Raw genomic sequence first — 24,212 nt, 5'->3', positions numbered from 1 at the left:
ATGGGGCGCGTGTTCGCGTCCACGTCGGATTGCGGTGCACTATCTAAAAAGGCACAGCAATGATCACAAACCCCGCTGCGCCTTGGATGCAAATAGCCTCAAAACCTTGGTAAAACGCTGGTTCCGATGGAATGTTCCATAACCTTGCTCGGACAATGCTGCCAACGGAAGCCGCAGCGCCGATCATCCAAGACCGGGGATCGCCCTCGTCTTGCCGCTTATATGCGCGCCCAGTGTCAGCGCCTGCGGGAAACTCCGGACAGCCGCGCCCATTAATGCAGCGCCACCGGGCCCAAGGGCCAATCGGGCGATGGCTGCGGCCGCGTAGACGCGCGTCGAAAACAGTCCTCTCCAGGCCGCCTGGTAGCGTCTGCCGGTAGCGTCGCGGCCCGCCCGGCCGCTTGACGCGCCGGCGATTTCGGCGGCCAGCAGCCAGCTGGACTGAAGTGCCATCGAGATGCCTTCGGCGATAATTGGATGAGACTCCCCGGCGGCATTGCCGACGCGGAAGATATCCTTTTCATAACAGGCGCGGATGCCGGGCCGGATCGGGCCGGCTGCAAGCCACGGACCGTCGAGGCGAGCCCCCTCAAGAGCATCGCTCACACCTCGGCAAGAGGCCATGAGATGGCGAAAGACCGCGTCGGCGGCCGACGGATGGCCATCCTGCCTAGGGTCATCAGGTTCGGAGCCATAGTTCTTGCGTAGCCGCGCGAGCATGTCACGCTTTATGCAGCAGGAGATCGACAGCCGGCCATGATCAGCCAGGACCATGCCGCCATAGCCGCCGGGAAATATCAGCAGAGGCATCAGATCAGGCGCGAGTGACGACCCGGTGAAGTGCGCCTTGAAGCCGAGCAGGTCCGACGCGTGGCTGGCCTTTTCGAGCTGGCTTGGCAGCGGTCCCGGTTCCCAGGAACCATGCGCGGCGACAACTACCGGAGCCCGCAAGACTGTCGTTTCGTCCCCGGAATTCTCGTCTTTTGCCTGAATTCGCACCGCTTGCATGTCGCCATCCTGATCAACGGCGACAGCGCGGCAAGGCTGGAAGATTTCCGCGCCTGCCGATCGCGCCGCCTGCAGCAGCAGATGGTCCAGCATGTCCCGGCCCAGCGCCCGGCCGAAGGCGTCTTTTGCAGGAGGCCCGTATTTTCCACCCGGCATCGGCGCCTCGATGCAAGTCGCGCCGGAAAAGAAGCCGACGCGGCGGATTTCGGGGCCGGCATTGGCGCGCCAGGCGTTGCCGACCTCAAGCCGGTCGAGAAGCGCTAGATTGCTTGCCGAGATGTATTCGCCACACACCTTGCGACGCGGGAACATTCTCTTTTCCACGACCGCCACGGTCCACCCGCGCCGGGCCAGCAGCAACGCCAGCGAAGTGCCTGCCGGGCCGGCCCCGATGACAATCGCATCGTGGGTGGATGGTCGTCTCATGATCATCTCGATCGTGCACTTGCGCCGGCGAAGACGTGCGAGAACGGACCGGCACGCCGCTCCTCGAGTGGCCTGCCGCCGGCCGCAAGCCAGAGGTCGGAAAGCTCTTTGCCACGAAAGCCAGCGCGCACGCTCTGAGCCGCGTCATGTCGCGTGACGTCGTTGGCGCCGATCGCCGGGAGAAGACGGGTCGCGGCCAGCGCGAACCTTGCCCTCAGCGGTTCCGTCGCCAGGAGCAGCGGGGCTTTCCGCGCCAGCAGTGAAAACAGACGCACGAGTTCGGTGTCATCGAAATGATGCAGGAACAGATTGACGGTGATAGCGTCGAACTGCTCGCCCCCAGTCCCTTCGGCCCAGTCGAAGACGTCAGCGGTGATGACTTCGGTGCTCCATCCCAGCCTGTTGAATTCGGCGAGGACTCCGGTACTGGCAAGGCCGACGCGGTCGAGCAAGGTCAGCTCTACCTCGGGCCAGTGCCGTGCCAATCGCCTTCCGAGCTTGAGCATGAAGGTACCGTCGCCGGCGCCGATCTCCAATATGCGGTGCGGCGCTCTTGGCAGGAATTTCCTGAGCAAAGACGCCATGATCGGCGCCTGAAACATCAACGCGTTGATCCATCGGAGGTCGCTGCGCGAGGCGAGCGCCCGCGGATCGTCGGCCGCAAGCCGGTCAAGGATTTCCGGGACGAGGCTGCGGTGACTGAGCGCGTTCATGACACGGTGCGAAAAAGCATGGTTTCGGCCGTCAGTCCGGGTCCGAACGACATACCGCAACCGAGCAGTCCGGATGGGGCCTTCAGCATTTCTTCCATCACGAACATGACCGTCGCCGACGACATGTTGCCGTATCGGCGCAGCACCTCGCGCGATGGCGTGAGCGCGGCGGGCGCAAGTTTCAGCGCCCTCTCGACGGCATCGAGGACCGAGCGCCCGCCGGGGTGCACGGCCCAGAGGTCGATCGCGTCCGGTGGCCGGTCGCCGAGAAAGGCGTCCTGATTGCTTCGCAACACGTCTTGGATCGCCGTCGGCACCTGGCCGGAGAGAACCATGTCGAAGCCGTGGTCGCGAATATCCCATCTCATCAGGTCGCGCCGCTCATCCGCGACCATGCAATGAAAGCTGTCGAGTTCAATGCCGGGCGGCTCGGCGGTGACAAGAGTTGCCGCGCAGCCATCACCCCAGAGGCAGAACGACAGCAGCTTTTCCAGCTCGGGGCTTTCCCTGAGATGCAAGGTGCAGAGCTCGATATTGACCAGCAAGACCCTGGCCCGTGGATCTGACCTGACGATATGGCGGGCAAGCTTGAGGCCGTTGATCGCCGCGTAGCAGCCCATGAAGCCGATCATCGTGCGTTCGATGCCGTCCGGCAGGCCGCAGCGCTTAACCAGATCCAAGTCGATGCCTGGCGCGGAAAATCCGGTGCAGGTGGTGACGATGAGATGGGTGATGCGCGACGCCTCGTCGCCAAGGTGCAGCCCGTCGACGGCTTTTTGCGCCAGCACTGGGGCGGCTTCCCCAAACATCGCCATTCTCGCGGCCGTACCTGGGAACGCGCCGCGAATGAAGGTTCCGCTGAGGTCGGCGGACGGCCCTTCGGGGTCGAGGGCAGGTGGAAAGCAGGAATAGCGGCTCTCTATGCCGGCGAGGCCGGCCATCCGTTCGAAAATCCTGCGGTGATTGGCGGCGAGCATGGAAGCCGCGAACCGTAGATAGAACCTATGAACCTCGTATTCGGGAACCGCTGTCGCAATCCGGTTGATATAGGCGCTAGCGGGCATTTCCGTCTCCGAGGGCGCCGCGCACTGCATGGCGCGGATGCCCGAGTGGTCTTTGCTCAATGGCACCAGTGTTGGGGCGCCTGGTTTGAGCGTTGCCTGTTCCATGAACGCTTCATGGAGCCGGTTTCGTCCCGGGCGGCCGCACTGCCAACGGACACCATATTGGTTCCGCAATCGAAGGACCGTGCGTTTCCATGTCGGTGTCGCGGCTGGCGAACGGCGCCGGGCTCGCACGGCGTTTCGCCTACTGCGGCCGCGTGTCGCCAGCGTCCGCCATATGGTCCTTGAAGTTAACTTTCGTGCCCTTCTGCACCATGGAAGCGAGGTCTTCGGCATCCCAGTTGGTCAGCCGGATGCAGCCATGCGAGAAGGTCGTGCCGATCTTGCCGGGTTCGGGCGTGCCGTGAATGCCATAGCTTTCGATAGAGAGGTCGATCCAGACCGATCCCACGGGATTGTTCGGCCCCGCAGCGATGGTGAAGGGCCTCTTGGTCTTCACCCCCTTGAAGGCGAAGTCCGGATCGTAGTGATAGGTGGGGTTGTGCACCACGCGTTTGACTTCCGCCGTGCCGCTCGGCGCCGGCTTTTCGTCGCTGCCGATCGAGGCGGGGTAGACCGCGAGCCATTTGCCGGAAGCATCGAGCACGCGCACCGAGCGGACGCCCTTGTCGATCTCGATACCGGCAACGGCGACAGGAGGATCGCCCCGGCCAACATCTGGGACCACCAACATCGTGCCGGCCTTCCTGAAGCCGATGCCCGGATTGAGTTCTCTGAGCAATTGTTCGCTGATATGGAAGCGCTCTGCCAGCTTCTCCACCGCGTTGTGATAGCCGAGCCGCCGCAAGTGGGCCATCTTCTCCATGCGAGCCGGAATACGCTTGGTGAAGGGTCCGCGTACATCCTTGGGCGTTACCTCATAGGGTACCAGGACCGGGCCGGCGGAATTTGCCACGAGCTTGTCCCAGGTCTCCCGGGTGAGCTTGCCGTCGGCTCGGAATCTGTTCGCGGTCTGAAAGGCGCTAACCGCCTTGGCGAAATTCCCTGAAAGGCGGCCGTCGATCAGGCCCGGCGAGAAACGGGCGCGATCCAGGAGAATCTGCGCCTTCAGGACTGTCGGATCGATGCCCTTTGGCTCGCCGGCAGCGAATTGGGCCTGATTGACAGTGATTGAGTCCAGCTTGGCCGCCTCCGTCCCGCCGCATGCGAGGACGAGCGCCGCCGCGACGACAAGAAGGAGCCTGATCATCAATGTCACTCCCTGGACTGCAACAGAAATCTGCTTCTATGACGCGGTACAGCCTATCTGGTTCCCTTTGCTGACAGATGCATGATCGACGATCGAGGCGACGCTTAAGGCGCCCGCGGGTGTCGGCAGCCTTCTCACGACCGCGGGCTTGCTTGCCAAGGACCTCGTGCGAAAGAACTGCAAGGCTAGCCCCAAGGTGAGCAGAAGCCAGCTCGCTCGCCTTAAGTTGCGGATCCGACCTGCATTACCGCGCGGCTATGGCGTGCGATGACGCTTTCCTCGTCAGTCGCAATCACACGCAGTTCCACCTTGCTGTCCGGACGGCTGATGATCTCGGCGTGGGCGTCATTGGCCGGCTCGTCGAGCGCCACACCGAGCCACGTCAATTTTTCGCATATCTTCTTGCGGATGGATGATGACCGTTCGCCGATACCGGCGGTGAACACGAGGCATTCGAGACCACCCATCGTGTTTGCGAGCGCTGCTGCTTCCCTCGCGACGCGGAAGGCGAAAACCTCGATCGCCTCGCGGGCCCGAGGGTCGCTGCTTGCCTCCAGCGTGCGCATGTCGCCCGAAATGCCGGACACCCCGAGCAGTCCGGATTTCTCGTAGAGCATCGTCTGCAGCTCGTCCGCCGCCATGCCTCTTTCCAGCAGGAAGTACAACAGCACGCCGGGATCGATGGCGCCGCAACGCGTACCCATGACAAGACCATCCAGTGCCGAAAAGCCCATCGTCGTATCGACGCTTTTGCCCTCGCGCAGAGCGCAAAGGCTTGCCCCATTGCCGAGATGAGCGACGATTGTCCGTTTTGCCGCGAGGGCGGGCGATATCTCGCTCAGTCGACCAGCAATATATTCGTAGGAGAGGCCATGAAATCCGTAGCGTCGCAGTCCCTCCCGTTCGTATTTTTGCGGCAGGGCAAAGCGCCGCACGAGCGGATCGATCGTCTGGTGGAACGCGGTATCGAAACATCCGATCTGTGGCAGAGCCGGTTGCAATGCAGCTATCGCGCGAACTGGCGCGAGACTGCGAGGCTGATGCAAAGGCGCGAGTGCGGTCAGCCTGTCCAGGGCCTCAATGGTAGCGGGCGTCAGACGGACAGGTTTGCTGAACTCGTTTCCGCCATGCACGATACGGTGGCCGGTGCAGATCAGTTTTCTTTCACCAAGTTCGCCCTGCACCAAACTCAGTATTTCGCCAATACCCGCGCCATGCGGATCGTCCGCAGTGAACTGCCTATCACACTGCACTGTTCCATCGGCCGCTTTTGCTGTGAGTCTGGGCGCGTCGCCCAGATCCAGAGTGCCGCGCGAAACGAGCTGCTGGCCATCCGGCGAGCCAAGATCGTATAGCGCGAACTTGACGCTGGACGAGCCGGCATTCAGCGCCAGGATCGACTGACTCATCGACCAGCCTTTGCCCCGTTCGCAACCGGCCAACTCCATTTCCGGATCTCGGGCATGTCTTCGCCGTGCTCGCGGACATAGGCCTTGTGCTTGGCCAGCCTGCCGTGAAGTTCAGCGGCGAGGCTTTCCGCCCTTTCGGCCAGGCCCGGCACGCGTGCGATCGCGGCAAGTGCGAGATGGTAGCGATCGAGTTCGTTGAGCACCACCATGTCGAACGGCGTCGTCGTGGTGCCCTCCTCACGAAAGCCGTGCACATGCATGTTGTCATGATTGGCACGACGGTAGGTCAGGCGATGGATGAGATAGGGATAGCCGTGATAGGCGAAGATGACCGGCCTTGTCTTCGTGAACAGCGCATCGAAAGCTTGGTCGGTGAGCCCATGCGGGTGTTCGGTGTTCGACTGCAACGTCATCAGGTCGACGACGTTGACGACGCGGATTTTCAGATCGGGAATTGCAGAGCGAAGAATGTCCGTCGCAGCCAGCGTTTCCAGCGTCGGAACGTCGCCGGCACAGGCCAGCACCACATCCGGCTCCTCGCCTTTTGAAACCGTGCCGGCCCATTCCCAGATGCCCGCGCCGGCCTTGCAGTGCGCTTCAGCGTCTTCGATAGACAGCCATTGCGGCGTCGGCTGCTTGCCGGCGGTGATGACGTTGATGCGGTTGTAGGTTCTCAGGCAATGGTCGGTGATCCACAGCAGCGTGTTGGCATCCGGCGGGAAATAGAGCCTGACCGTGTCGGCCTTCTTGTTGGCGACAAAGTCGGCAAAGCCCGGGTCCTGATGACTGAAGCCATTGTGATCCTGCCGCCAGACATGAGAGGTCAGCAGGTAATTGAGCGAGGCGATCGGCTTGCGCCAGGCAAGCTCGCCGGAGGTTTTCAACCATTTCGCATGCTGGTTGACCATAGAGTCGACGATGTGAATGAACGCCTCGTAGCATGAGAACAGACCGTGGCGGCCGGTGAGCAGATAGCCTTCCAGCCAACCCTGGCAGAGATGCTCGCTCAGCACTTCCATGACACGGCCGTCGCGGGAAAGATGGACGTCGTAGGGTTCGATACGTTCCATCCAGATTCGATCCGTGACCTCGAACACATCGTCAAGGCGATTGGAAGACGTCTCGTCCGGTCCCATCAGCCGGAAATTCCGCGCTTTGGCGTTAAGGCGAAAGACCTCGCGAAGATAGCCGCCACAAATCCGTGTCGCTTCGGCAATGACGCCTCCGGGCCGAGGCACTTCGAGCGCCAGGCTTTTCCAATCCGGCAGCGCCAGGTCGCGCTTCAACAACCCGCCATTCGCATACGGAGTTGCGCCCATGCGCTTTGTTCCAGTTGGGGCAAGGGCCGCGAGTTCCGGCAGCAGATGTCCAGCTTTATCGAACAGTTTTTCCGGTTCGTAGCTTCGCATCCAGGTTTCGAGGATCTTGCGGTGCTCGTCATTGCCGCGGGCGTTCGATACCGGCACTTGGTGCGAGCGCCAGAAACCCTCGACTTTTTCGCCATCGACCTCTTTCGGCCCAGTCCAACCCTTGGGGCTGCGCAGGACGATCATCGGCCAATGCGGACGTTCGCCATACCATCCCGGACCTCGCGCCTGTTCCTGAATGGAACGGATCCGATCGAGCACCCTGTCGAGCGTTTTGGCCATCGCCTGGTGCATGGCGACCGGCTCATGGCCTTCGACAAAGAACGGTTCGTAGCCGTAGCCGGTGAAGAGGTTGCGCAACTCCTGGTCATCCATGCGGCCGAGGATCGTCGGGTTGGCGATCTTATAGCCGTTGAGATGAAGGATTGGCAGCACCGCGCCGTCCGAGGCTGGGTTCAGGAATTTGTTGGAATGCCATGCCGCCGCGAGCGGACCGGTTTCGGCCTCGCCGTCGCCAACCACGCAAGCAACCACCAGATCCGGATTGTCGAACGCCGCGCCGAAAGCATGGACCAAGGCATATCCGAGTTCGCCGCCCTCATGAATGGAGCCGGGCGTTTCGGGCGCCACATGACTTGGCACCCCGCCTGGAAAGGAAAATTGCCGGAACAGTTTTCTCAGGCCGTCTTCGCCATGGCCGATATCTGGGTAGATTTCGCCATACGTGCCCTCGAGCCAGGTATTGGCGACCATTGCCGGACCGCCATGCCCTGGACCGCAGATAAACAGTACATCGAGATCACGCTCGCGGATAATCCGGTTCAGATGCAGGTAGAGGAAATTGAGGCCCGGCGTCGTACCCCAATGGCCGAGCAGCCGCGGCTTCACATGCTCGGCTTTCAAGGGCTCGCGCAGCAGCGGATTGTCGAGCAGATAGATCTGGCCAACCGAGATGTAATTCGCGGCACTCCAGTAGCGGTTCATGAGATCGATCCGTTCGAGGCTGATCACCTGCGTCGTCGCGGCGGCCTTGTCGTTCATCGCCCAGTCTCCAGTATCGGTTTCCCGGCATCGGTTCGCTGGAGATAACTGGAGCGACTTCGCGCCTGAGCAAGCCCAAATTGGCGATGGCGTTCGAAGCAATGTCCAGGCGCCGCTTGGGCAAGCAAGAAACCGTCAGCGTCTCCAATCGGTCCATGGACCTGTCCTGCGATACAGAAGGAACTTTGAGGCCCTCCAGCGGTTAGAGGGGTGAGCCGGGAGAGAGCCGCTGAAGGCAGAGGACGTGGCTGACCGGCTATTGTCGAAGGATATCCTTGAACAAATCGCGGACAAGCGGCCGCCAAAGGGAGCTGAAAATGCTCGATCTTCCTCGTGCTCGCGACCGAATGGTCAATGTTCATATCGGCCGGCGTGGCATCCACGATCGCGAGATCCTGCAGGCCATGCGCGAAGTTCCGCGCGAGGCTTTCGTCGATCCCGGCTTCGAAGAATTCGCTTATGAAGACGGACCACTGCCCATCGCTGACGGCCAGACGATATCGCAACCCTACATCGTCGCGCTCATGATCGAGTTGGCGGCCGTCAAGGCTGGTGACCACGTTTTGGAGGTTGGCACCGGCTCGGGCTATGCGGCGGCCGTGATGAGCCGGATCGTCGAACAGGTCTACACGATCGAGCGTCATCCCGGATTGGCCGAAACCGCGAAGCGTCGGTTTGAAAGACTTGGCTACGAGAACATCGAGGTCAGGACTGGTGACGGCACTAAGGGCTGGCCGGAGGCAGCGCCTTATGACGCCATCGTGGTGACGGCCAGCGGACCCGGCGCGCCGCTCGCCCTGCAGGAACAACTCGATGTCGGCGGCAGGCTTGTTATTCCGGTCGGCGACGATGTGGATTCGCAACGTCTGCTCAAGGTCACCCGAACAGGTGCCGCGACTTACAGTGAGGAGGATTTCGGCGGCGTGCGGTTCGTCGCTCTCATCGGTGAGCAGGGCTGGCCCGAAAGCGGCGAAATCGCCGAGATCGATCGTCCTCTCCGACATCCGCACCCGGTCAGTCTGCCGGATATGATCGCGGCGGCGGCCGAGCCGCTTCCGGATTTCGACGACCCCGCCTTCGGCGAATTGTTCGATCGGTTTGCCGACCGGCGCGTCGTTCTGCTTGGCGAAGCAAGCCATGGCACGTCGGAGTTCTACAAGGCACGCGCGGCGATCACCCGCAGGCTCATCGAGAAGCACGGTTTCACGATCGTTGCGGTCGAAGCCGATTGGCCCGACGCCGCGGCTATCGACCGCTATGTTCGTCATCGCGAGCCACGAGCCGGTGTCAGCGCGCCATTCCAGCGGTTCCCGGCCTGGATGTGGCGCAACACCGATGTCTCGGCCTTCACCAGTTGGATGCGCGACCACAACGAGAAGCTCGAGCCATCCAGGCAAGCAGGGTTCTACGGCCTCGACATCTACAACATGAGCGGGTCCATAGCTGCGGTTCTCGAATATCTTGACCGGGTTGATCCTCAGGCGGCAAAGATCGCGCGCGAGCGCTATGGCTGCCTGACCCCATGGCAAAACGAACCGTCCACCTACGGCCGCGCGGCGCTGACCTCGGGCTACCGGGAATGCGAGCAGGCGGTTCTCGAGCAATGTCGAGACCTGCTCGCCAGGCAACTGGACTATGCCCGACGGGACGGCAGCGACTTTCTCGATGCCGCTCAGAACGCCCGGTTGATAGCCTCCGCCGAACGTTATTACCGGATCATGTACTATGGCGGCGCGGAATCCTGGAACCTGCGTGACACGCATATGTTCGAAACGCTGGAACATCTGCTGGACGCCAACGGACCGAATTCCAAGGCGGTTGTCTGGGCGCACAATTCGCATATCGGAGATGCGCGTTATACAGAAATGGGCGTTGTCCGGGACGAACTGAATATCGGCCAACTTTGCCGGCAACGGTTCGGCGACAGGGCAGCCCTGATCGGTCTGGGCACGCATTCCGGCACCGTGGCCGCCGCCTCCGACTGGGACGGCGAGATGAAGGTGAAGCAGGTGCGGCCCTCACACGCCGACAGCTACGAGCGGCTTTGCCATGACTGCCGCATTCCGCATTTTCTGCTCGACCTGAAGCGCGACGAGATGCTGCGCGAGCGGCTCCTGGAACGCAGGCTGGAACGCTTCATCGGGGTGATCTACCGGCCGGAAACCGAACTGCGCAGCCACTATGCCGACGTTTCCCTACCCCAGCAATTCGACGCCTTCGTGTGGTTCGACAAAACCACCGCGGTAACTCCGCTTGGCCCGGAGCATGCAAGAGCTGGTGTTCCCGACACCTATCCGTTCGGACTTTAGCGGTCGGCGAACGGCAAATGGCTGGGAACATTTCGGCCGGCCTTGGGTTTTGAAACCAAACCCCTCGAAGGAGTTGTCTCATGAGCACGAGCAGACATCCAAAGTGGAAAAAGCCGAGCGATGCCGACCTGGTGAACAATCCGGGCATCGGAACCTCCAAGGGCACGATCAAGGAAGGCGACGAACTCGACCTTGAAGGCGAGAACACGGTCGAAGGCGACGTCGAGAACGACACGACGGCTGCCGGCGGAATCAATCCAAGGCAGAAAATGCGGACGAACAAGTAGCCCCGAATTGCACGAAAAGGAGGCTGTCGATGGCCGGAAACGAAACCCATCAGCAAAGCCTTCGCGTAATCGAAAAGCGCGAGAATACGAAGAATGCCGGCAAGGACTTCGACGCGAAGACGGAGTTGGGAAAGACCGACGCTGAGCGCGCAGCCTCGCGGCAGGACAAACTCAGACCCAAGCTGAGGGATATTGCCGACCCCGATGACCGGAACACATCCGCCGAGAGAACCAGGAAAGTTCTCACAACAAGCGTCGGGGAGGTCGTTGGGGTCGGCCCCATGCGCCGATATCCGCGTAGCAACTGTCTCCCGAAGGAGTAACTCATGCCACTCACGCTCAGCAGTTCCGCCTTTGCCGAAGGCGCAAAAATCCCTGAAAGATATACGCGGGACGGCAAGAACGTGTCTCCGCCGCTGAAGTGGTCGGGGGTACCTGATGATACAAAGAGCTTCGTTCTCGTCGTCCAGGATCCGGATGCGCCGAGCGGAACGTTCGCCCATTGGGCGGTGTTCAATATGTCCCCGGACACCCAGGAACTTCCCGAGGCGGCAAGCGGCAAGCCGGGTCCGCAGGCCCTCAGGCAGGCGACGAACGATTTCGGCAACGCCTATTATGACGGCCCTCAACCGCCGGTCGGACACGGCGTCCATCACTATCATTTCCAGCTGGCCGCGCTCGACACGCCAAACCTTGCTATCCCGGCAAGCGCCGGCATCCAGCGTATCTGGCAGGAAGCGCAAAAACATCTGCTCGAGCAGGCAGAACTCGTCGGAACATACGAACGGATTTGATGAGTTGCATCCAGCCGGTGGTTGGTTCTCGTGGCCGGCGGGCCATTGTTGCTGGTTATATTGACGGCCATGTCGTGTTAACACGCCGCCGCCCTGGCCCCGCTGAACGCTGGGAAAGTGACCGCGCAACCGACCGGCCGTATCGCCAGGACAGGCGCTGATCCGGAAATGGGGCGGTCGGGAATCGCACGGCCGGGCGCCACGATCCCCAACTCTCGGTCAGTGCATGATCCTTTGCCTCAACCATGCGAGAAACCTGTTCCCGCCGATCATTGCGCGGACCCGAGCGGCGGCCCACCGTGCTGTCATGGTAGCGCCTACGTGACAATCGCAGACGATGTCGTGCAGTTGCCAGTCGTTCAGTTCGAAGAAGCGCTTGGCCTCGCCATACGTGTCATCCCTTAGGCCGGAAGCGCGCAGCACCGCGTCCTCGAAGGCAACAGCGATTGCCGACCCCTCGCCACGCACCGTGGCTCGTGCTTCCGGGTGCAAATGCTCGGTGCCGGAAAACGCGCCAAGGCGTCGCTCGGGATTCCGCTCGAGAAGTTCCGCCCAACGCTCGATACGCTGGTTTCGTGTCATTGCCGGATATGCAGCCGAGGATTCAATAACGGCGACGGCCTGCAGTTGGTCGAGTGTCTGGTGTTTCATGGTCGGCTCCTGCTCAAAGGGAGATGCGCCCACGCCTTCAGAGGAATTATCGCGCGGCGATGCTCCGACAAGAGCGGAAGCCCGACAGAATTCGTCACCGCCAAGTTCAACCGGCTGGATCGTAAACACGCCGGCCGCGTTCATGGAAAAGAGGGGTTATCACCAGCCACGGATCCAGAATCAGGTTCTGCCCATGCTCGTCCAGCCGATCGACTATTTTCTTGTTGCCTGGTTCGCTCTTGCCGCTGCCTCGACGCTCTATGTCGGCATGGATCAGTACCGCAACAATCCCGAACCGGTGGTGATGAAATGGGGGTTCATTCTCGTAACCCTCTACATGGGTCCACTCGGCCTGCTGCTGTATGTACTGGCCGACAAGGAGCCGCGACTAGGCGAGCACGAGGACTTCACCAGGCCGCTGTGGAAGCAAGGCGTCGGCTCGACCATCCACTGCGTTGCCGGAGATGCTACAGGCATCATCCTCGCCGCCGTCGTCACGGCGACGCTCGGTCTTCCTATGTGGCTCGACCTCATTGTCGAATATGTTTCCGGCTTCGCCTTCGGCCTGTTCATCTTTCAGTCGCTATTCATGAAGTCGATGATGGGCGGCACCTATTGGGAGAACGTGCGCAAAAGCTTCCTGCCCGAGTTCATCTCGATGAACTTCATGATGGCAGGTATGGCGCCTGTCATGAGCTTCCTGATGATGGGGCGCGACATGCGCGCGATGGAGCCGACAGAACTTCTGTTCTGGGGCGTGATGTCCATCGGCGTCATCGCCGGCTTCACACTCGCCTATCCCGCCAATGTCTGGCTGGTGGCACGCGGATTGAAGCATGGGCTGATGACGCTGCGCTTGCAGACCACCGGAATGAGCAGTCGAGAGCAGTCTGCGCACCAACGGCACGGAACAAGCCACAACGACACCTCCCACAGGGGCAAAAGCAGTGGCCACCAGATGAAGACGGACGCCACGACGCCGCAGGTCTCGGCACTCGGCTTCGTATCCGTGATTGCGCTGGCGATCGGCATGGCCGCACCGGCGAACTGGCTGAACCTGACGCTGTCGGCCCGTGATGTCGGCGGGGTAATCATGCCGCAAGGTATGATCATGGACCGCGACACGCCGGCGGAAGCCATGCGCGACATGGCGGCAGCCGATCCACGCCGGGTGACGGCCTCCTATGATCTGTCCGCCAAGGGCGACCAGGAATTGCCGTTCCGCTTGGAGAGCGGCGTCAAGGTGTTCGAACTCAGACCGTCGGTGATCCGCTGGCAAATACTGCCCAACGTCGCGGTCGATGCCTATGCCTATAACGGACAGATTCCCGGCCCGCGCATCCACATCCGCCAGGGCGACAAGGTCCGCATCAATGTCACCAACGACCTGCCGGAGGAAACGACGGTGCATTGGCACGGCATGATCCTGCCGAACCAGATGGACGGGCCCGCCGAGATTACCCAAGCGCCGATCGAGCCCGGACAATCCTACTCCTATGAGTTCACCGCCACCCAGTACGGGACCTATTTCTATCATCCGCACGCCAAGCCCGACCGCACCCAGGCGCTCGGCCTCTACGGCGCGCTGATCATCGACCCCGCCAATCCCGCCGACGAGGTCCAGGCCGACCACGACTATGTTATCGAGCTCCAGGAATGGCTGGTGCGCGATGGCCTGACCTATCCGTCGATGCCGATGGATGGCGGCATGCCGAACTTCTTCACCATCAACGGCAGAGCGTATCCCTCAACCGATACGATCCATATGAAGCTCGGCGAGACGCTGAAGGTGCGGTTCATCGGCACCAACAATGGCTTTATCCATCCGATGCATATCCATGGCGGACCCTTCGAGGTCGTCGCCCGTGACGGCGAGACACTTGCCCCGTCGGCGCGCTTCCTGGCCGATACGATCAATGTTGGGCCGGGGCAGCGTTATGACGTCGTCTGGAAGGCACAGCGGCCCGGCAAGTGGCTGATCCACTGCCACATTCCGCATCACACGACGAACAACAATGTCGAGGAAAAGGGCGGCGGCGGGCTGATGGTCATCATCGATGTCAGCTAACCGACACGAGGCCATGGCCGAACAGGTGCGCTCGGCCACAGATGAGCGGCCCCATACCGACGCAGTCCCCCGCAGCCGTTCGGAGGCTGCATTTATCGCGTCCTACTTCTTGATAATGTTCCCGTCGCGCAGGTCGAATGCTTCGGTGCCACGAGCCTGGCGGTAGAAATCGTCCTGCAATTCACCCCATTCGCCGAGGAAGGCACCGCAATTGCTGCAATGGATTGGCGTCGACTCCTTGGCGCCGTCGGGAATGTCCATCTGGATCGTTCCGCAAGCCTTGCAATCGAGTTTGTCGTCCAACCGGCGTCCCATTTCGCGATGATTGCGCATTTTCACACCGGAGCCAATTGTCGATTTCGTACGGAGTGGTGCCGGTCAGCCGATAAGGGCAACAGCTGAAATTGCCCCAACACGGCCGACCCACGGAACCATCGCCCGGTATAACGGTTGTGTCTGCATCGTCCTGGGAGACATGCAAGGAACGATCATGCGAATGTTGACGATAGTTGCCGCGCTTTCCGGCGCGGTCATCACGCAGCCTCTCTACGGGCAAACCATCGACCCGCAGGCCCCACAGATGACACCGCTGGAGCCGCTGCCGGACCAGATACCGCCCGAGCAAGGGGCGCCTGGTCAGAATTTCACCGATGTTGCCATCGTCGCCGTCGAGGATCTACCCTCGGAAATCAAGGCACAGGCGGAAGCCGTGATTACCCAGACCAGTGCGGAAGATCTGCTGCGTCTGCAGAACTCCATCGATGCATCGCCTCAGGCAACATTGGCGCTGAGGGCGAACGGGCTCAACTCTTCACAGGTCGTGGCCGCCAATATCGATGGTGATGGCACGCTGACGCTGATCATCCAGACGACAACTTGATCGGCCATCCGAACCATACGGCTGCGCCGTAAGCAACGAAACGCAGATGTCGCGGAGAGCCGCCATGGCCGAAGCCGCTGTTCGCAACTTCACCATCAATTTCGGACCGCAGCATCCGTCGGCCCACGGGGTTCTGCGGCTGGTACTGGAACTGGATGGCGAGATCGTCGACCGTGCCGATCCGCATATCGGCCTGCTCCATCGCGGCACGGAAAAGCTCATAGAGCACAAGAACTATCTGCAGGCCCTGCCCTATTTCGACCGGCTGGACTACGTCGCGCCGATGAATCAGGAGCATGCCTTCTGCCTCGCCGCCGAGAAATTGCTCGAAATATCGGTGCCAAGGCGTGGGCAACTCATCCGCGTCCTGTTTTGCGAAATCGGCCGGCTTCTGTCGCATCTCCTCAACGTCACGACCCAGGCGATGGACATCGGCGCACTGACCCCGCCGCTCTGGGGTTTCGCCGAGCGTGAGAAATTGATGGTCTTCTACGAGCGCGCCTCGGGCGCCCGCATGCATGCGAATTATTTCAGGATCGGCGGCGTGCACCAGGACCTGCCTTCCAAGCTTCTCGACGACATCTGGGATTTCTGCGACCCGTTCCTCAAGGTCTGCGACAATCTCGATGCCCTGCTCACCAACAGCCGCATTTTCAAGCAACGCAATGTCGATGTTGGCGCGATTGGGCTCGATGACGCCTGGGCCTGGGGCTTTTCCGGCGTGATGGTGCGCGGATCGGGCGCTGCATGGGATCTGCGCAAGGCGCAGCCATACGAATGTTATCCCGAGATGGATTTCGACATACCGGTGGGCAAGAATGGAGACTGTTACGATCGGTACCTGGTTCGCATGGAGGAAATGCGCCAGTCAGTCCGGATCATGAAGCAATGCCTGGAAAAATTGCGCTCGCCGGAAGGCCAAGGGCCGGTGGCGATCCCGAACCAGAAGATCACGCCACCGCCGCGTGCCAGGATGAAACGTTCGATGGAAGCGACCATCCAGCATTTCAAACTTTACACGGAAGGGCATCGTGTGCCCGCCGGCGAGGTCTATGCGGCGGTCGAGGCTCCAAAGGGCGAGTTCGGCGTCTATCTGGTTTCGAACGGAAGCAACGTTCCCTATCGATGCAAGATACGCGCGCCTTCCTTTGCCCATCTGCAGGCGATGGATTTCCTGTGCCGAGGGCACATGATCGCCGATGTCGCCGCAATCATCGGCTCACTTGATATCGTGTTCGGCGAGATCGACCGCTGACCAATGTGCAGATCACATGCCGTCATCGAAATCGGTGGCCTCATCGGCGTGGCGCATCATGCGGCGGAAGCTCATCGAGATGTGGGCGCGCCTTATGTGGCCGATCGATTCCCAGTCTCCGATCTCCGCGGCGGCAAGGACTTCCTCCATCTCCCGGCGGAAGGCAGTGAATTCTTCGACAAGGCCCAATTGCGGCATCATCTTCAGGACGACGCGTGCGACCTGAAAATACAGGCGCTCGCTGATCTCACGCAGCGGCTGGTTGCCGGTCATCGCAGTGAGTTCGCAGAAGAAATCCATATTGAGACGAAGGAACGCGCGCTGGTCGGGGTTGAGGACATCGGAGTCACAACGCGCGATAAGCGCTCTGATCCGATCGAGATCCTCAGCCGTACGCGGGATCGGCGACAACTTGCCAACCAGCAGCGCCAGTTCCAGCCTCAGGTGGTAGACCTGTTGGAGTTCCTCGATATCGACGTCGGTGACGATCGTGCCGACGCCATGGACGGATTGAACAAGACCTTCGGATTCGAGGCGCGCCAGCACGCGCCGAACCGGTGTCCGGCTGATCTCGAATTCCTGGGCGAGTTCTTCTTCGGAGAGATGACTTCCCGGAGCATAGTCCAGCAGGCAGATGCGGTCGCGCAAGATCCGGTAGATACGCTCGAACCGCTCCCGCGCCGAGAGCGGGCGCGGGGTCTCGGTTATGGGCGCGGCATCTGTTTCAAGAGTCATCCAGCCTCCAGGACAGCGTGCAGGAACTGCCGTGTCCGCTCATTCTTGGGCGCCCCGAACAGTTCGTTTGGCGGTCCCTGTTCGCAGATCTTGCCTTGGTAAAAGAAGCAAACGCGATCGGAAAACTCCTTGGCGAAGCCCATCTGATGGGTAACCATCAGCATGGTCAGATCGTGCTCGCGCCCGATCTGCCTTATCACCTGCAGCACTTCACCGACAAGCTCCGGGTCGAGCGCCGACGTTACCTCGTCGAACAGCATGATCTTGGGTCGCATGGCCAGCGCCCTGGCGATGGCGACGCGTTGCTGCTGGCCGCCGGAAAGCTGCGACGGGTAATGGTCCTTCTTCTGGGCCAGCCCCACCAGTTCCAGCAATTCGGCCGCCCGCGCCTCGGCATCCGCGCGCTTCATGCCAAGTACCGTCATCGGCGCCTCGATGCAGTTCGCCATAGCCGTCATGTGCGGGAAGAGGTTGAAGGATTGGAACACCATGCCGATCTTCGCCCTGATGCGGCGAATATGCGCAATGTCGGCGGGAACGAGCATGCCGTTCTTCTTCATGTGGGTCAGCGGTTCGCCTTCGACCCAGATGACGCCATCGTTGATCGTCTCCAGCGTCATCAGCATGCGCAGCACCGTCGTCTTGCCCGAACCTGACGGGCCGATGACGGAGACTTTTTCGCCACGTGCGATTTCAAGATTGAGCCCGTCGAGGACGGTCAGCGTGCCATAGCGTTTCGACACATTGTCAAAACGAACCATCGGTTGTTCCGTCATCGCATGGTCCTCTGGTTGAGCAAGCGTTCGAGAGTCCGGATGAGCGCGGCTGAAACCAGGCTCATGGCAAGGAAGAACAAGCCGACCAGCGTGATCGGCTCGGTGTAGCGGAAGGTCTCCGAGCCGATGATCTTGGCCGTCTGCATCAACTCCATCACGGCGATCGCGGAAAGCAATGGCGTCTCCTTGAACAAGGCGACGAGATAGTTGCCGAGTGCTGGAACGATCGGTGGAATCGCCTGCGGGATGATGATGTCGCGAAACGTCGTCCAGGCCGACAGATTGAGTGCGATCGAGGCTTCCCACTGACCGCGATGGATGTTGTCGAAACCGGCGCGATAGACCTCGGAACAATAGGCGGCGTAGTGGATGCCGATGGCAAGCACGCCGGCGGTGAAGGCGTCGAGCACGAGGCCGAATTTCGGGAAGACGAAGTAGATAAAAAATATCTGGATGAGCAGTGGGGTCGAGCGGATCAGCTCGACGAGAACCGAAATCGTCCAGCCGGTCTGCGGTACGGCGATACGCACGACCGCCAGCACCAGGCCGAGAGTGGCGGCAAGCACGAAGCCGATCAGCGTCGCCTCGATCGAGATGATTGCCGCGTGCGCCAGCACCGGCAGGATTTCGAGGGTGAAGTTCCAGTCCCAGATCATGCTGCCTTCCCCCGCGCCAGACCAGCCGACGCCCGCCTTTCGAGCAGCCGCATGCCGATGGTGAGGACCAGCGACATGACGAGATACATCAGCAGGACGAGGGTGAAGATCGGAATGGTCTTGAACGTATTCTGGTTCATCTGCTGCGCCTTGAAGGCGAGATCCGAGAGCGTGATCAGCGAGACCAGCGACGTCGATTTGAGAAGCTCGATGAACAGATTGCCCCAGGGCGGGATCATGGCGACAAAAGCTTGCGGCAGGATCACTCGCCGCAGCATCTGGGCGCGGCTCATATTCAGCGCCGTGCATCCCTCCCACTGGCCGCGAGCGACAGACAGGATCGCGCCGCGTACGACCTCCGATCCATAAGCGCCGACGTTCAGCCCAAGCGCCAGCACGGCGACCGGGAATGGGGCGAGCGTGACGCCGAATTGCGGCAGCACGAAAAACAGCCAGAACAGTTGCACCAACGCCGAGGTGCCGCGGAAGATCTCGACATAGACCGTTGCCAGCCATCGGAGTGGTGCCGGACCGTAGAGCCGGGCGAGCGCGGCAAGCACACCCATGATAATCGCGAGCAGGCTGCCGAGGATGGCGATCTCGATCGTCAAGACCGCGCCCTGCAGCAAGCCGGGTAGAAACAGGCTGTAGGCCTGCTGTGTCGCCAGGACGCCGATGACCGTGAGTGCAATCGCCAGCATCGCTACAAGCGTGCCAATTCCCATCTGCCTCTCCGAAAAAGAGGCGGCGCCTTCGCGCCGCCCAGCAGTTGGGACCCTATTTCCCGGCGCAGAGCTCGGCGGTGGTCTTGTTCGGCAGGTAGTCCTTGCCGAAGCCGAGCGGCTCGACGAGTGCGATATGCTCCGGCGAGCCAAGGAATTTCTTCAGCTCGGCGTTAAATGCCTCTTGCAGATCGGTGTCTTCCTTGCGGAAGCCGAAGCCACCGTGGCCCTTCACCGACTTGCCGGCAACTTCGCCGAATGGTTTCGTCGATTCCACGCCGTCGGCCTTCTTGGCCATGTCGGCGATAGACAGGGCGGTTAGCGCAGCGGCGTCGGCACGGCCCGACTGGACGGCGGCGACGAGGCTGGACTGGTCAGGCAGGGAAACAATCTGCCCTGCCGCGACACCGGCATCCTTGGCAAAGCCGCCCTCGACCGCGCCGGCCATCACGGCGAGCTTGAGATCGGGATTGTCCTTGAAGCTCGAAAAGTCCTTCACGGCCTTCGGATTGCCCTTTGCCACCAGCAAGGCCTCGCCGATGCCGTAAGAAGGCTCGGAGTAGTTGATCTCGGCGCAGCGCTTGGGAGTAATGAACATGCCGGCGGCGATGATGTCGAAGCGCCCGGCCTTGAGACCAGGAATGAGCGAGCCGAACTCGGTCAGCACGCCGTCGACCTGCTTGATGCCCATCTTGGCGAGCACCGCCTTGGCGACTTCGGGCGCCTCGCCAGTCAGCTTGCCATCTGGCGTGGCATAGCCGAACGGCGCCTCATTGGCGAAGCCGACGCGGATATAGCCGTCCTTCTTGGCCCGCTCCAGGGTGGTTTCCGCATGAGCGGGCAGCGACGTCAGTGACGTGGCGGCGAGAGCAAGACAGGCCGCCGCCTTCACGACAATACGGCGCGAGATCGATGAATTGAACATGCTTTTCTCCCATTGAACAACTGATGATGGTTCCCAGCGTCGCGGCCTTCTTCGAGGTTGAAACGCGCTTGACCAGACGTATACAACTGCCCTAGACATTGTGCAAGCCAAGACACAGACACCTTTGAAAATTCGACATTCATACAACAAGCTCCTATCAAGTTGTGCACAATTTAGGCAATTTTGCCCATCGCAAGGCATATCCAGGAGGCAGGGCATTCAGGTGGCGAGCACGAACCGTTTCGGGGCATTCACGCAGGCGGAATATGCGCAGCGCCTGGCTGGCGTGAAGGCACGCATGGAACAGGCCGGCTTCGACCTCATCGTCTGTCAGGATCCCGCCAACATGTGCTGGCTGACCGGCTATGACGGATGGTCGTTTTATGTTCCGCAGTGCGTGCTCATCCATCTGGAGGAGGACCGGCCGATCTGGTTCGGCAGGGCTCAAGATGCCCGCAGCGCGCGCCTGACCACTGGCCTACCGGAGAAAAACATCGTGCCGTTCTCGGAACGGCTGGTGCAGCAGCCCGTCGAACATCCCTATGACGAGCTCGCCCAGCTGATCCGCTCGCGCGGCTGGGGAACCGCTCGCATCGGTGTCGAGATGGACGCGCATTACTACACCGCGCGCTGCCACGCCCATCTCACCCAAGGATTGCCCGACGCGCACTTCGCCAACAACCGCGATCTCGTCAACTGGGCGCGGCTGGTCAAATCCGAAGCGGAGCTGGTGCTGATCCGCGAGGCCGGTGCGATCTGCACCCATGCCATGAACCGCGCCATCGACAAGATGCGGCCCGGCGTGCCGCAGAACCACGTCATCGCCGAGATCTATCACGCGCAGATCATGGGCGTGCCCGGAGCCGGCGGCGACTATGCCGCGATCTGTCCGCTGATGCCCGTTGGCGAGGGCACCAGCACGCCACATCTGACCTGGTCCGACGCGCCGCTGCCGGACAGCGGACTTGCGATCCTGGAGATTGCCGGCGTGCGTCGACGCTATCACGCGGCGCTGACGCGCACCGTGCATTTCGGCAAGCCGCCGCAGGCCATCCTCGATATGGCCAGGGCAATCGTCGAGGGCGTCGACGCCGGCCTTGAGGAGGCGCGGCCCGGCAGCACCGCCGAAGAAGTAGAAGCGGCATGGCAGGCTGTTTTGTGCAAGAACGGGCTGAAGAAGGAAAGCCGCGTCGGCTATCCGGTCGGGCTGGCATATCCGCCCGATTGGGGCGAACGCACCGCAAGTCTTCGCCCCGGCGACACCACCGAGATGCAGCCGGGAATGTGCTTCCACTTCATGGCCGGCGTTTGGCTCGACGATTTCGGCATCGCCATCTCGGAATCCTTCGTGGTCACGGATCGCGGCGGCGAACGCCTCTGCGATGTGACGCGCGAACTTATCGTCATCGACTGACACCCGGCGCAAGAACTGGCAATTCGAGGATATCCAATGGACCGCAATCCCTTTTCCGAAGCCGAAATCGCCGGCCGCCTTGCCAGGATCCGCACGGCACTGGCCGAGCGCGAACTCGACGCGGCCGTCTTCGCGTCGCCGGAGAACGTCTTCTATCTCACCGGCCTCGATCACTGGGGCTATTTTGCCCCTCACCTGCTGATCGTCCCGCTCGAGGGAAAACCCGTCCTGGCTACCCGTTCGATGGAAAGGGTGACGATCGAGAAGCAGGTGACGGCAGCGGCGTTCCGTGGCCACTCCGACAGCGAAACGGCGGCCGACCTTGCGGCGCGGGTGCTGGCGGAACTCGGCCTGTCCGGCAAGCGGATCGGTCTCGAATACTGGACGGCAGGCCTCAGTCACGGGCTTGCCGTGGCACTGCAGACGCAGGTGGATGCCAGATGGAGCGACGTCTCCGGTCTGGTCGACAGGATGCGACGGGTGAAGAGCGCCGAGGAACAGGCCCTGATGCGGCAGGCTGCTAGGGTGACCGACGCTGCCGCCGGGGCCGCGATCGCGGCGATCTCGGACGGCGCCACCGAGCAGGAGGTCGCCGCCCAATGTGTTTCGGCGATGATCCGCGCCGGCGGCCATGCGCCGGGCTTCGGCCCGTTCATCCGCCCGGCCGCGCGGCTTGGCGAGGAGCATACGACCTGGGGCGACGGGATTTATCGCAAGGGCGAGCCGGTCTTCGTCGAACTGTCCGGCTGCATCTCGCGCTATCACGCACCGCTCGGCCGGCTTGTTCGCATCGGCCACATCAGCGACGAAGACGCCGCAATGGCTGAAGTGACCGCCAGGGCGTTCGACGCGGTCGTCAAGGCGCTGCGGCCCGGGACCAAGGCGCGCGATGTCTACGCCGCCTGGCAGGCCGTCGCCGACGGGGCCGGCCTTGCCCACTATCGCCGCCATCACTGCGGCTATCTTGTCGGTGCCGGCCAGCCGCCATCATGGACCGGTGGCAATTCGGTGACCGGGCTGCGGCACGACTCAGATCTCGAAATAGAGACCGGCATGAGCTTCCACATCCTGTCCTGGCTGATGGGCACCGGTCGTGGCGATGACTTCGTCTCCAACACCGTGCTGTTGACCGATGCGGGTGCCGAAGTGCTGACCCGCACGCCGACCGGCCCGATCGTTCGATAGGGCCGCACGCATGGCGCCTTACTCGGCATTCCAGATTTTCCGCAATGCGCTGTCCGGCCAGAAGAACTGGCAGCGCGCCTGGCGGGCGGCGGAGCCCAAGCCGTCCTACGATGTGATCGTCATCGGCGGCGGCGGACACGGCCTCGCGACCGCTTTCTACCTCGCCGAAAACCATGGCATCCGCAATGTCGCCGTGCTTGAGAAAGGCTACATTGGCGGCGGTAATGTCGGCCGCAACACCACCGTCATCCGCTCCAACTACCTGCTCGACGGCAACACCCAGTTCTACGAGTTCTCGATGAAGCTCTGGGAGGGCATGTCGCGGGCGCTGAACTTCAACGTCATGTTCTCGCAGCGCGGCCAGCTCGTCACCGCGCATTCGGCCGACCAGCTCGACGGCTTCAGCCACCGCGCCAACGTCATGCGGCTGAACGGCATCGACGCCGACATCCTCGATCGCGACGACGTGCGTCGGCTGGTGCCCTATCTCGATTTCTCCGACACGGCCCGCTTCCCGATCCATGGCGCCATCTTCCAGGGCCGCGCGGGCACCGCGCGCCACGACGCCGTCGCTTGGGGCTATGCGCGCGCCGCCGATGGCCATGGCGTAGACATCATCCAGAACTGCGAAGTGACGGGCTTCATTCGCGATGGCGAACGGATCGTCGGCGTCGAAACGACCAAAGGCCGGATCGGCGCCGGCAAGGTCGGCCTCGCCGTAGCCGGCCATACGTCCGTGCTCGGCGCCAAGGCCGGCCTTGAACTGCCGATCGAAAGCCATGTCCTGCAGGCCTTCGTCACCGAACCGCTGAAGCCGCTGGTCGACCATGTCGTCGCCTACGGCGCCGATCATTTCTACGTCAGCCAGTCGGACAAGGGCGGGTTGGTGTTCGGCGGCAATCTCGACGGCTACAATTCCTACGCCCAGCGCGGCAATCTCGGCGTCGTGCGCGAAGTGGCGGAGGCGGCGATCGCCTTGATGCCGTGCATCTCGCGCATCCGTCTGCTGCGTCATTGGGGCGGCGTCATGGATATGACGCCGGATGCCAGCCCGATCATCTGCCCGACGCCGATCAACGGCCTCTATCTCAATGGCGGCTGGTGCTATGGCGGCTTCAAGGCGACGCCGGCTTCCGGCTGGTGCTTCGCCCACACGATCGCCACCGGCAAACCGCATCCCTTGATCGCGGCCTACGGGCTCGACCGTTTCCGGACCGGCCGCGCGCTGGACGAGGCCGGCGCCGGTCCCTCCGCCTGGCTGCAATAGGAGGCGGGAAG

Annotated in this window: 23 protein-coding genes; 10 read left to right on the top strand and 13 right to left on the bottom strand. The window is 61.8% G+C overall.

The window, feature by feature from the left end:
• Positions 1-183: 183 nt before the first annotated feature.
• The 6 genes from NKI38_RS08260 to NKI38_RS08235 form a co-directional block, all read right to left on the bottom strand.
• Entirely contained in the window at positions 184-1,434 is a 1,251-nt protein-coding gene (locus NKI38_RS08260) for an NAD(P)/FAD-dependent oxidoreductase (RefSeq protein WP_352656307.1), read from the bottom strand.
• 2 nt (positions 1,435-1,436) lie between these two features.
• Positions 1,437-2,147 carry a methyltransferase domain-containing protein gene (locus NKI38_RS08255; RefSeq protein WP_352656305.1) on the bottom strand — a complete coding sequence of 237 codons (711 nt, stop codon included), beginning with the start codon at positions 2,145-2,147 and terminating at the stop codon, positions 1,437-1,439.
• Complete coding sequence (locus NKI38_RS08250) at positions 2,144-3,211, bottom strand: type III polyketide synthase (protein ID WP_352656303.1); 1,068 nt, start codon at positions 3,209-3,211, stop codon at positions 2,144-2,146. Before NKI38_RS08250 ends, NKI38_RS08255 begins: the two co-directional genes overlap by 4 nt.
• Positions 3,212-3,455: 244 nt before the next feature.
• A complete protein-coding gene (locus NKI38_RS08245) occupies positions 3,456-4,460 on the bottom strand; it encodes a L,D-transpeptidase family protein (RefSeq protein ID WP_352656301.1) in 1,005 nt (334 codons plus the stop codon).
• A 221-nt stretch (positions 4,461-4,681) separates the two neighbouring features.
• On the bottom strand, positions 4,682-5,869 hold the full coding sequence (locus NKI38_RS08240; RefSeq protein WP_352656300.1) for an acetate/propionate family kinase: 1,188 nt from the start codon (positions 5,867-5,869) through the stop codon (positions 4,682-4,684).
• A complete protein-coding gene (locus NKI38_RS08235) occupies positions 5,866-8,277 on the bottom strand; it encodes a phosphoketolase family protein (RefSeq protein ID WP_352656298.1) in 2,412 nt (803 codons plus the stop codon). The genes NKI38_RS08240 and NKI38_RS08235 overlap by 4 nt, the downstream gene beginning before the upstream one ends.
• A gap of 317 nt (positions 8,278-8,594) precedes the next feature.
• Here NKI38_RS08235 and NKI38_RS08230 point away from each other — a divergent pair, with 317 nt between their 5' ends.
• The 4 genes from NKI38_RS08230 (at position 8,595) to NKI38_RS08215 (ending at position 11,667) form a co-directional block, all read left to right on the top strand.
• Positions 8,595-10,586 (top strand): protein-L-isoaspartate(D-aspartate) O-methyltransferase, encoded by a 1,992-nt coding sequence (locus NKI38_RS08230; protein WP_352656296.1) that lies wholly within the window; start codon positions 8,595-8,597, stop codon positions 10,584-10,586.
• An 80-nt stretch (positions 10,587-10,666) separates the two neighbouring features.
• The gene (locus tag NKI38_RS08225) at positions 10,667-10,873 is read left to right on the top strand and encodes a hypothetical protein (protein ID WP_352656294.1); all 207 of its coding nucleotides are present in this window, start codon (positions 10,667-10,669) and stop codon (positions 10,871-10,873) included.
• A gap of 29 nt (positions 10,874-10,902) precedes the next feature.
• Positions 10,903-11,196: a hypothetical protein gene (locus NKI38_RS08220; protein ID WP_352656292.1), complete on the top strand. Its 294-nt coding sequence runs from the start codon at positions 10,903-10,905 to the stop codon at positions 11,194-11,196.
• Positions 11,197-11,199: 3 nt separating this feature from the next.
• Positions 11,200-11,667, top strand: a complete 468-nt coding sequence (locus NKI38_RS08215) for a YbhB/YbcL family Raf kinase inhibitor-like protein (RefSeq protein ID WP_352656291.1) — start codon at positions 11,200-11,202, stop codon at positions 11,665-11,667.
• A 219-nt stretch (positions 11,668-11,886) separates the two neighbouring features.
• On the opposite strand, the gene NKI38_RS08210 is transcribed toward NKI38_RS08215, so the two are convergent.
• On the bottom strand, positions 11,887-12,318 hold the full coding sequence (locus tag NKI38_RS08210; protein ID WP_352656427.1) for a hypothetical protein: 432 nt from the start codon (positions 12,316-12,318) through the stop codon (positions 11,887-11,889).
• Between the two features lie 193 nt (positions 12,319-12,511).
• On the opposite strand from NKI38_RS08210, the gene NKI38_RS08205 reads away from it, so the two are divergent.
• A complete protein-coding gene (locus NKI38_RS08205; protein WP_352656290.1) occupies positions 12,512-14,386 on the top strand; it encodes a multicopper oxidase domain-containing protein in 1,875 nt (624 codons plus the stop codon).
• Between the two features lie 102 nt (positions 14,387-14,488).
• On the opposite strand, the gene NKI38_RS08200 is transcribed toward NKI38_RS08205, so the two are convergent.
• A complete protein-coding gene (locus NKI38_RS08200) occupies positions 14,489-14,719 on the bottom strand; it encodes a hypothetical protein (protein WP_352656288.1) in 231 nt (76 codons plus the stop codon).
• 157 nt (positions 14,720-14,876) lie between these two features.
• Between NKI38_RS08200 and NKI38_RS08195 the strand changes: the two genes are divergently transcribed.
• Positions 14,877-15,266 carry a hypothetical protein gene (locus NKI38_RS08195; RefSeq protein WP_352656286.1) on the top strand — a complete coding sequence of 130 codons (390 nt, stop codon included), beginning with the start codon at positions 14,877-14,879 and terminating at the stop codon, positions 15,264-15,266.
• 64 nt (positions 15,267-15,330) lie between these two features.
• The gene (locus NKI38_RS08190) at positions 15,331-16,521 is read left to right on the top strand and encodes an NADH-quinone oxidoreductase subunit D (protein WP_352656284.1); all 1,191 of its coding nucleotides are present in this window, start codon (positions 15,331-15,333) and stop codon (positions 16,519-16,521) included.
• A gap of 12 nt (positions 16,522-16,533) precedes the next feature.
• Here NKI38_RS08190 and NKI38_RS08185 read toward each other — a convergent pair whose 3' ends face one another.
• From NKI38_RS08185 to ehuB, 5 genes are read right to left on the bottom strand one after another with little or no spacing between them, the layout of a single operon-like run.
• Positions 16,534-17,256 carry a GntR family transcriptional regulator gene (locus NKI38_RS08185; RefSeq protein ID WP_352656283.1) on the bottom strand — a complete coding sequence of 241 codons (723 nt, stop codon included), beginning with the start codon at positions 17,254-17,256 and terminating at the stop codon, positions 16,534-16,536.
• Positions 17,253-18,032 (bottom strand): ectoine/hydroxyectoine ABC transporter ATP-binding protein EhuA, encoded by a 780-nt coding sequence (gene ehuA, locus NKI38_RS08180; RefSeq protein WP_352627164.1) that lies wholly within the window; start codon positions 18,030-18,032, stop codon positions 17,253-17,255. Before ehuA ends, NKI38_RS08185 begins: the two co-directional genes overlap by 4 nt.
• A complete protein-coding gene (ehuD, locus tag NKI38_RS08175; RefSeq protein ID WP_352656281.1) occupies positions 18,029-18,688 on the bottom strand; it encodes an ectoine/hydroxyectoine ABC transporter permease subunit EhuD in 660 nt (219 codons plus the stop codon). Before ehuD ends, ehuA begins: the two co-directional genes overlap by 4 nt.
• Positions 18,685-19,413, bottom strand: a complete 729-nt coding sequence (gene ehuC, locus NKI38_RS08170; protein ID WP_352656279.1) for an ectoine/hydroxyectoine ABC transporter permease subunit EhuC — start codon at positions 19,411-19,413, stop codon at positions 18,685-18,687. The genes ehuD and ehuC overlap by 4 nt, the downstream gene beginning before the upstream one ends.
• 52 nt (positions 19,414-19,465) lie before the next feature.
• Positions 19,466-20,335 (bottom strand): ectoine/hydroxyectoine ABC transporter substrate-binding protein EhuB, encoded by an 870-nt coding sequence (gene ehuB, locus NKI38_RS08165; protein ID WP_352656277.1) that lies wholly within the window; start codon positions 20,333-20,335, stop codon positions 19,466-19,468.
• 223 nt (positions 20,336-20,558) lie between these two features.
• On the opposite strand from ehuB, the gene NKI38_RS08160 reads away from it, so the two are divergent.
• Genes NKI38_RS08160 through NKI38_RS08150 form a run of 3 tightly spaced genes read left to right on the top strand, consistent with a single transcriptional unit; the run spans position 20,559 to position 24,201 of the window.
• The gene (locus NKI38_RS08160) at positions 20,559-21,749 is read left to right on the top strand and encodes a M24 family metallopeptidase (RefSeq protein WP_352656275.1); all 1,191 of its coding nucleotides are present in this window, start codon (positions 20,559-20,561) and stop codon (positions 21,747-21,749) included.
• A 36-nt stretch (positions 21,750-21,785) separates the two neighbouring features.
• Positions 21,786-22,934, top strand: coding sequence for a M24 family metallopeptidase (locus NKI38_RS08155; RefSeq protein WP_352656273.1), 1,149 nt, complete (start codon positions 21,786-21,788; stop codon positions 22,932-22,934).
• Positions 22,935-22,944: 10 nt separating this feature from the next.
• The gene (locus NKI38_RS08150) at positions 22,945-24,201 is read left to right on the top strand and encodes a sarcosine oxidase subunit beta family protein (RefSeq protein ID WP_352656272.1); all 1,257 of its coding nucleotides are present in this window, start codon (positions 22,945-22,947) and stop codon (positions 24,199-24,201) included.
• Positions 24,202-24,212 lie beyond the last annotated feature (11 nt).

This window comes from Mesorhizobium sp. M0621 (assembly GCF_040320745.1).
GTDB lineage: Bacteria > Pseudomonadota > Alphaproteobacteria > Rhizobiales > Rhizobiaceae > Mesorhizobium.
The sequence above is the reverse complement of the archived record's forward strand: the minus strand, read 5'-3'. Positions and strand labels throughout refer to the sequence as shown.

Coding starts and splice junctions, on each gene's coding strand:
- NKI38_RS08260 (WP_352656307.1), bottom strand. CDS start 1,434: ATGAGACGACCATCCACCCACGATGCGATTGTCATCGGGGCCGGCCCG.
- NKI38_RS08255 (WP_352656305.1), bottom strand. CDS start 2,147: ATGAACGCGCTCAGTCACCGCAGCCTCGTCCCGGAAATCCTTGACCGG.
- NKI38_RS08250 (WP_352656303.1), bottom strand. CDS start 3,211: ATGCCCGCTAGCGCCTATATCAACCGGATTGCGACAGCGGTTCCCGAA.
- NKI38_RS08245 (WP_352656301.1), bottom strand. CDS start 4,460: ATGATCAGGCTCCTTCTTGTCGTCGCGGCGGCGCTCGTCCTCGCATGC.
- NKI38_RS08240 (WP_352656300.1), bottom strand. CDS start 5,869: ATGAGTCAGTCGATCCTGGCGCTGAATGCCGGCTCGTCCAGCGTCAAG.
- NKI38_RS08235 (WP_352656298.1), bottom strand. CDS start 8,277: ATGAACGACAAGGCCGCCGCGACGACGCAGGTGATCAGCCTCGAACGG.
- NKI38_RS08230 (WP_352656296.1), top strand. CDS start 8,595: ATGCTCGATCTTCCTCGTGCTCGCGACCGAATGGTCAATGTTCATATC.
- NKI38_RS08225 (WP_352656294.1), top strand. CDS start 10,667: ATGAGCACGAGCAGACATCCAAAGTGGAAAAAGCCGAGCGATGCCGAC.
- NKI38_RS08220 (WP_352656292.1), top strand. CDS start 10,903: ATGGCCGGAAACGAAACCCATCAGCAAAGCCTTCGCGTAATCGAAAAG.
- NKI38_RS08215 (WP_352656291.1), top strand. CDS start 11,200: ATGCCACTCACGCTCAGCAGTTCCGCCTTTGCCGAAGGCGCAAAAATC.
- NKI38_RS08210 (WP_352656427.1), bottom strand. CDS start 12,318: ATGAAACACCAGACACTCGACCAACTGCAGGCCGTCGCCGTTATTGAA.
- NKI38_RS08205 (WP_352656290.1), top strand. CDS start 12,512: ATGCTCGTCCAGCCGATCGACTATTTTCTTGTTGCCTGGTTCGCTCTT.
- NKI38_RS08200 (WP_352656288.1), bottom strand. CDS start 14,719: ATGCGCAATCATCGCGAAATGGGACGCCGGTTGGACGACAAACTCGAT.
- NKI38_RS08195 (WP_352656286.1), top strand. CDS start 14,877: ATGCGAATGTTGACGATAGTTGCCGCGCTTTCCGGCGCGGTCATCACG.
- NKI38_RS08190 (WP_352656284.1), top strand. CDS start 15,331: ATGGCCGAAGCCGCTGTTCGCAACTTCACCATCAATTTCGGACCGCAG.
- NKI38_RS08185 (WP_352656283.1), bottom strand. CDS start 17,256: ATGACTCTTGAAACAGATGCCGCGCCCATAACCGAGACCCCGCGCCCG.
- ehuA (WP_352627164.1), bottom strand. CDS start 18,032: ATGACGGAACAACCGATGGTTCGTTTTGACAATGTGTCGAAACGCTAT.
- ehuD (WP_352656281.1), bottom strand. CDS start 18,688: ATGATCTGGGACTGGAACTTCACCCTCGAAATCCTGCCGGTGCTGGCG.
- ehuC (WP_352656279.1), bottom strand. CDS start 19,413: ATGGGAATTGGCACGCTTGTAGCGATGCTGGCGATTGCACTCACGGTC.
- ehuB (WP_352656277.1), bottom strand. CDS start 20,335: ATGTTCAATTCATCGATCTCGCGCCGTATTGTCGTGAAGGCGGCGGCC.
- NKI38_RS08155 (WP_352656273.1), top strand. CDS start 21,786: ATGGACCGCAATCCCTTTTCCGAAGCCGAAATCGCCGGCCGCCTTGCC.
- NKI38_RS08150 (WP_352656272.1), top strand. CDS start 22,945: ATGGCGCCTTACTCGGCATTCCAGATTTTCCGCAATGCGCTGTCCGGC.